The organism is Streptomyces hydrogenans, from assembly GCF_014656075.1.
Classification (GTDB): Bacteria; Actinomycetota; Actinomycetes; order Streptomycetales; family Streptomycetaceae; genus Streptomyces; species Streptomyces hydrogenans.
In genome coordinates this window covers 21,157-27,344 of record NZ_BNBS01000109.1, presented here as the reverse complement: position 1 = coordinate 27,344, position 6,188 = coordinate 21,157, and the positions used below count along the sequence as shown (strand labels likewise).

6 protein-coding genes are annotated in these 6,188 nt (G+C 74.0%); 1 reads left to right on the top strand and 5 read right to left on the bottom strand.

What is annotated here, in order from left to right; translation table 11 throughout:
* Together IE321_RS32185 and IE321_RS32180 are read right to left on the bottom strand one after the other, a co-directional pair.
* Positions 1–738, bottom strand: a 738-nt coding sequence (locus IE321_RS32185) for a polyprenyl synthetase family protein (protein ID WP_190225486.1), incomplete at its 3' end; no start/stop codon positions are given.
* 80 nt (positions 739–818) lie between these two features.
* Positions 819–2,015: a tetratricopeptide repeat protein gene (locus IE321_RS32180; protein WP_190225483.1), complete on the bottom strand. Its 1,197-nt coding sequence runs from the start codon at positions 2,013–2,015 to the stop codon at positions 819–821.
* Positions 2,016–2,367: 352 nt separating this feature from the next.
* Here IE321_RS32180 and IE321_RS32175 point away from each other — a divergent pair, with 352 nt between their 5' ends.
* On the top strand, positions 2,368–3,618 hold the full coding sequence (locus tag IE321_RS32175; RefSeq protein WP_229916636.1) for a cation:proton antiporter: 1,251 nt from the start codon (positions 2,368–2,370) through the stop codon (positions 3,616–3,618).
* Between the two features lie 135 nt (positions 3,619–3,753).
* Here IE321_RS32175 and msrA read toward each other — a convergent pair whose 3' ends face one another.
* The 3 genes from msrA to IE321_RS32160 all read right to left on the bottom strand — a co-directional run bounded on the left by msrA (position 3,754) and on the right by IE321_RS32160 (position 6,149).
* A complete protein-coding gene (gene msrA, locus IE321_RS32170; RefSeq protein ID WP_043220362.1) occupies positions 3,754–4,281 on the bottom strand; it encodes a peptide-methionine (S)-S-oxide reductase MsrA in 528 nt (175 codons plus the stop codon).
* 329 nt (positions 4,282–4,610) lie between these two features.
* Complete coding sequence (locus IE321_RS32165; protein WP_190225481.1) at positions 4,611–4,883, bottom strand: GlsB/YeaQ/YmgE family stress response membrane protein; 273 nt, start codon at positions 4,881–4,883, stop codon at positions 4,611–4,613.
* Between the two features lie 177 nt (positions 4,884–5,060).
* On the bottom strand, positions 5,061–6,149 hold the full coding sequence (locus IE321_RS32160) for a YihY/virulence factor BrkB family protein (RefSeq protein WP_190225480.1): 1,089 nt from the start codon (positions 6,147–6,149) through the stop codon (positions 5,061–5,063).
* Positions 6,150–6,188 lie beyond the last annotated feature (39 nt).

Genomic DNA, 6,188 nt, shown 5'->3' with positions numbered 1-6,188 from the left:
GTCGCCCCAGATGCCGAGGAGGTCGTCGACGGCCTGGAAGGCGAGGCCGAGGTGACGCCCCGCGCGGTCGAGCGCGGCCACGGTCGGCTCCGGGGCGCCGCTGAGGACGGAGCCGAGGGCGAGCGCGCACCCCAGCAGGGCGCCCGTCTTGCCCTCCGCCATCGACCGGTACTCCTCCGGTCCGACGGCGCCGGGCCCGTCCCAGGGCCGGTGCTCGAACCGCAGGTCCTCCGCCTGGCCCGCCACGAGGTCGTTCAGGGCGTCGCAGAGGCGGCGCACCGCCGCCGCCGCGTGGTCGCCCGGGGTCCCGGCAAGGCCGGTCACCGCCCGGGCGAGGAGCGCGTCGCCCGCCAACACGGCCGGGCCCGTCCCGTACGCCTTCCACACGGCCGGTCGCCGTCGCCGCAGCGCGTCCGCGTCCATGACGTCGTCGTGGAGCAGGGAGAAGGTGTGGACGAGTTCGACGGCCACCGCGCCCGGGACGCCGCAGGCGGCGTCCGCCCCCACGGCTTCCGCTCCGAGCACGGCGAGGGCCTGCCGCACCCCCTTGCCCTCGGATCCTCCGGGTTCCGGGGTGCCGGCGGTGTCGGACCAGCCCAGGGCGTACGCCGCCATCTCCCCGGTCCAGGGGTGCAGGCGGCCGACCGCGTCCACCAGCGCGGGGCGGACCAGTTCCCGGCAGCGTCGCAGGACGTCGGACGCCGAGGGGACGTCCACGTCCTCCACCGTGCCCGGCATGCCCCTCGCCTCCGCCGTGCCGACGAGCGGGCGGATCCAGGACGCGGGCGCGGGTGTGTGCGTGTGCGTGGGGAGGGCGCTCACCGCAGTCCCTCCCGGTCAGCCGATCGCAGCGCCTCCGGATCGGCCGATCGCAGTCCCTCCGGATCGGCTGCCCGCAGCGCCTCCGCGCCGGTGTCCGGCAGCGCCCGGCGCTCCGTCCCCGGTTCGGAGCCGGTGGGTTCCGGTAGCGGGTCGATGCCCAGCTCGGCGGCGGCGCGGTCCTCGAGGGCCCGGGCGTGGAGCAGTCCGATGCGCTCCAGGTCCGTGCGGAGGGCGGTCAGTTCGGCCGCGGTGCGGGCGGCTGCGGCTCCCAGCCGGGCCTCGGTCTTGACGAGGCCCAGCCTCGAAAGCGCGGTCCCCCGCGGCTCGTCCATCCCCCGGAACTCGTCGAGGGCCTGTGCGTACAGCTCGCGGGCCTGCCCGTAGCGTCCCGCGCGGTACAGGACGTTGCCGCGCATCTTGTGGTTGTAGGCGAGGGCACTGCGGAGCCGTATCTCGCGGCACGCCTCCTCCGCTCGCGACAGCAGCGTCAGGGCGCGTTCGACGTCGCCGTCGCGGGCGGAGAGGACGTCGGCGATGCCGCGCAGGGCCCAAGCCCAGCCACGCCGGTCCTCGGCGCGCTCCGCCGTCTCGGCCGCCTCCTCGAGGAGGGCGAGGGCCTCGTCGAAGCGGCCGGTGTTGCGGTACATCTGCGCGATGCCCTCCAGCGCCCACACCGTGTGCCGGGCCTCGCCCCGGCGGCGCGCCTCGGTCAGCAGCTGTTCGTGCAGGCGCGCCACGCTGGCGTAGTCGCCCTGGATGCGTCCGGTCTCGGCGAGACCCGCCAGCGAGTAGCCCCGGGCGACCACGTCCCCGCCCCGCTCGCCGGCCTCGGCGGCCAGGTGCAGCAACCGGTACGCCAGCCTGAACGCCCCGCGCTGTCGCGCCAGCGTGCCGCCGCTCCACAGGGCCCAGGCCATCGCCCCTTCGTGGCCGGCCGCGCGCGCCGCCCGGTAGCTCGCCTTCCACGCCCGGTCGGCCTCGCCGGTCCGCCCGAGCCTGCGGCACGCCTCCGCGACGGCCAGTCGGCAGCGCGCCGCTTCGTGCAGGTCGCCGGACAGCTCCGCCTCCCGGGCCCCCCGCATGCCCTCCTCGAGTACGTCCGGGAGGGAGGCGTTCACCGACAGGGATCCCAGCGCTCCCTGGTACTCCGGCGCGGACGCCCTCACCGACCGCTCGCTCACCCGACCTGTCATCAGAACCTCCTTCCGCCGACCCGACGATCGAGCCGACGCGGGGGTCAAGACGGGCTCCGTGGAGGGGGGTTCCGCATCGGCGCCAATGTCCGTCTCGGTGGGGGCGCGGTGTCCGTCTCAAGTGCTACGCGGGGAGCGGCGACCTCCTCACCAAGATCTACGCGGACGCGCGCCGCCCGGATCCGACCCGGGACGTGTCGGCGTTCGCCCCGCGGCCCGTCCGCACCGCCGTCGCCGTCGTCCTCCCTCACGGCTTCGAGCGCGGGTACGTCCCGCTGACCCGCCGGTTCCGTTACCCGGGTTGCCTCAACAACCAGCAATAAAAGGGACGGAATGGGACAGGATGTGCGAGGTGACGTTGTCTGATGCTGTGTATCTCGCGGCGGGGATCGGCGCGCTGGGGGCGGCCGTGGTGCCCCGGGTCGTCTTCCGCCGTCCGCTGTCGATGCCGATGCTGTTCCTGGCCGTGGGCATGCTCGCGGGCCTTTGGGCCGTACCGACGGTGGATCCGGTGCGGTCCCGGCTGTGGGTCGAGCACGCCACCGAACTGTGCGTCATCGTGTCGCTGATGGGAGCCGGGCTCGCGCTGAACCGGCCGGTGGGCCGGCGCGGCGGGGCGGGGGCGTGGCGGCTGCTGGGCATCGGCATGCCGCTGACCATCGTCGCCACGACGGCCGCCGCCCTGATCCTGGGGTGGCCGCTCGCCCCGGCACTGCTGCTGGCCGCCGTCCTGTCGCCGACGGATCCCGTGCTGGCGGCGGAGGTACGGGTGGGAGAGCCGACCGACGATCCGGACGACGAGGACGAGGTCCGCTTCTCCCTCACCGCAGAGGCCGGACTCAACGACGGTCTCGCCTTCCCCTTCGTACTGGCGGCGCTGGCCGTCGCCGCGGCACCGACGGGGACGGCGGGCTGGGCCGCGGAGTGGTTCCTCGTCGACGTGCTGGTCAGGATCGCCGTCGGGGTCGCGGTCGGGGTCGTCACGGGGTGGGTGCTGGGATGGATGTTCTTCCGGGCGCGGCCCCGGGCCCTGCGGCTGTCCGAGCACATGGAGGGGTTCGTCGCCATCGGCGCCACGTTCGTCGCGTACGGGGCGGCCGAGCTGTCGCGGGGGTACGGCTTCCTGGCCGTGTTCGTCACCGCCTGCACGATCCGCGCCGCCGAACGCGACCACGGCTACCACAAGGTGCTGCACGGGTTCACCGAACAGATCGAGCGGTTGCTGACCGTCTTCCTGCTCTTCCTGCTCGGCGGCTACCTCGTCGCCCACGGCCTGCCGTCCCTCACCTGGCAGGGCGCCCTGGTCGGGGTCCTTCTGGTCCTCGTCGTCCGGCCGACCGCCGGATACGCGGCCCTGCTCGGCGGCGCGACCGGTCCGCAGGAGCGTCTGGTCACCGCCGTGTACGGGATCCGGGGCGTCGGTTCGCTGTTCTACCTGGCCTACGCCCTCGGCCACACCGGGCTCTTCGCCGCGTACGCCGACCGGCTGTGGGCCGTCGTCTCCTTCACCGTCTTCCTGTCCGTCTTCCTGCACGGCGCCACCGCCGCGCCCGTCATCCAGCGCCTCGACCGGCTCCGCCGTTCCTCCCCCACTCCCCCCTGACCGTCACGCACCGGTTCCGTGGAGGAGGCACCGCGTCTCGGGGCCACGGCGGACGTGAGGGTCCGGCCAGGGTGACGACGATGGCGCCCGAGGGGCCGTTCAGCGGGGACGACCCCGCCCGGGCGCGTGCGGGGGTCAGGCGGTGGGCGTCTCGGTGTCCCGGGCGCGGCGGGGGAGCTTCCAGCCGGGGCGCGGGAAGTGGCAGGTGTAGCCGTCGGGGTAGCGCTGGAGGTAGTCCTGGTGCTCGGGCTCGGCCTCCCAGAAGTCCCCCAGGGGCTCGATCTCGGTCACGACCGGGCCCGGCCACAGGCCGCTGGCGTCGACGTCGGCGATCGTGTCGAGCGCCACGCGCTTCTGGTCCTCGTCCGTGTAGTAGAGGGCGGAGCGGTAGCTGCGGCCGATGTCGTTGCCCTGGCGGTCGACGGTGCTGGGGTCGTGGATCTGGAAGAAGAACTCCAGAAGGTCCCGGTAGGTCGTGATCGAGGGGTCGTAGAGGACCTCGATCGCCTCGGCGTGGTCGCCGTGGTCACGGTAGGTGGCGTGGGGCGTGTCGCCTCCGGTGTATCCCACCCGGGTGCCCACGACACCCGGCTGCCTGCGGATGAGGTCCTGCATCCCCCAGAAGCAGCCTCCGGCCAGAACGGCCTTCTCCATGTCGCTCATGCGCCCTCCATCGTTCGTGATCGTCCCGCCGGACCGCGGACGGGGTCCGCCCCGGCGGCACTGGCCATCATGCAGCAGTTCGGGGAACGAGTGGCGGGCGGGCGGCGGCGCCGGCGGACCTGACGCCTCCGAGGGCGTCGGGACGGAGCGGTGCGCCCGGCCCGTACCCAGCGTTCCAACGGCCCGGCAGCCCGGCGGCAGGGCCGTGTCCGGTGGTCCGCCCCGTCGTCACGGACGGCCCGGGGCACGCACTCCACGCGGAAGGCTCCGCCTCTCCCCCGTGAGGGGCGAGGCGGAGCCTTCCGCGTGGTGCCGTGGTCCGGCCGGGGTCAGGCATGGCGGTGCCGGCCGCCCGCGACGAGGCGGTAGAGGCCGAGGAGGATCATCGAGCCGACGATGGCCGCGATCCAGGTGGAGAGGTCGAAGAAGCCGTCGATGGAGTCGATGCCGAAGATCACCTTGCCGAGCCAGCCTCCGAGGAGGCCGCCGCCGATGCCGATGAGGATCGTGATGATGATGCCGCCCGGGTCCCTGCCCGGCATGAGGGCCTTCGCGATCAGGCCGGCCAGCAGGCCGATGAGGATCCACGCGATGATGCCCATGATGTGCCTCCGATTCGTCGCCGAAGTGGTCGGTGAACTCCGTCTGCGCCGATCCGGCCGCGCCAAACCCCTCTTCTCGAATGAATGTGCAGAGGCCGGGCGGATCGCCGCCCGGCCTCCTTCCGCTGCCCCTCCACCGGGGCCGGCCGTCGTCGGGCCGCCCGTCCGCGCGTCTGCTCAGCCCGCGTGGTCTCGTTCGCCCTCTTCTTCCGGGAGGCCGGCCCGGCGCCGGTCCTCGTCGCTCCAGGCGCGCGTGTCGCGCGGTTCGACGTACGGTTCCCGGTCCGGCGGCATGCCTCCCGCCACGGCACGGCGGCGCAGCAGCTCGGCGTCGAACTCCAGCCCCAGGAGCACGGCCAGGTTGCTGATCCACAGCCACACGAGGAAGACGACGACACCGGCCATGGTGCCGTAGACCCGGTTGTACGAGGCGAACTCGGCGACGTACACGGCGAAGCCCGCCGAGGCCACCGCCCAGATCAGCAGGGCGAGGACGCTTCCGGGGGTGACCCAGCGCCAGCCGCGGCCCTTCGCGTTCGGGCTCCCCCAGTACAGCAGGGCGATCATCACCACGGCGAGCAGGAGGAGGACGGGCCACTTGGCCACCGTCCAGACCGTCAGGGCGGTGTCCCCGACTCCCAGCACGTCGCCGACGCGGCGCGCCACGTCCCCGCTGAGCACGAGCAGCAGGGCGCTCGCGGTGGCCATGACCATGAGCGCCGCCGTCATGCCGAGCCGGATCGGCAGCAGTTTCCACACGGGGCGGCCCTCGGGGACGTCGTGGACGCGGTTGGCGGCGCGCATGAAGGCGCCGACGTAGCCCGAGGACGACCACAGCGCCACCAGGAAGCCGACGACGGCCATCGTGACGCCCGTGGCGGCGTTGTCCCGCAGGGCCGCCAGCGCCTGTTCCAGCACGTCGCGGGCAGGTCCCGGCGCCAGGTCGCGCAGGCTCTCCGTCACCTTGTCGGTCGTCCGCCGCCCGCTGATCCCGACCAGCGAGACGAGGGCGAGGATCCCGGGGAAGAGCGCCAGTACGCCGTAGTAGGTGAGGGCCGCCGCGCGGTCCATGAGTTCGTCCCGCGTGAACTCGCGCGCCGACCCCTTGAGAACCGCGAGCCAGGAGTCCCTGGAGAGGTCGGCCGGGGAGTCGGGGGCGCGCGCCTCGACGGCGGGGTCCGGCCCGGCGCCGGAGGCGCCGGGCCTGTCGGAGGGTGGGGGCCGGTGGTCCGGCGCCCGGTCGTGGGAGGTGCTCCGTTCGGCCATGTCCCGGCGGTTACCCTCACCGGCCGGCCCTACGCCGCT

Coding starts and splice junctions, on each gene's coding strand:
- msrA (WP_043220362.1), bottom strand. CDS start 4,281: ATGAGCGACATGGAGAAGGCCGTTCTGGCCGGAGGCTGCTTCTGGGGG.
- IE321_RS32180 (WP_190225483.1), bottom strand. CDS start 2,015: ATGACAGGTCGGGTGAGCGAGCGGTCGGTGAGGGCGTCCGCGCCGGAG.
- IE321_RS32160 (WP_190225480.1), bottom strand. CDS start 6,149: ATGGCCGAACGGAGCACCTCCCACGACCGGGCGCCGGACCACCGGCCC.
- IE321_RS32165 (WP_190225481.1), bottom strand. CDS start 4,883: ATGGGCATCATCGCGTGGATCCTCATCGGCCTGCTGGCCGGCCTGATC.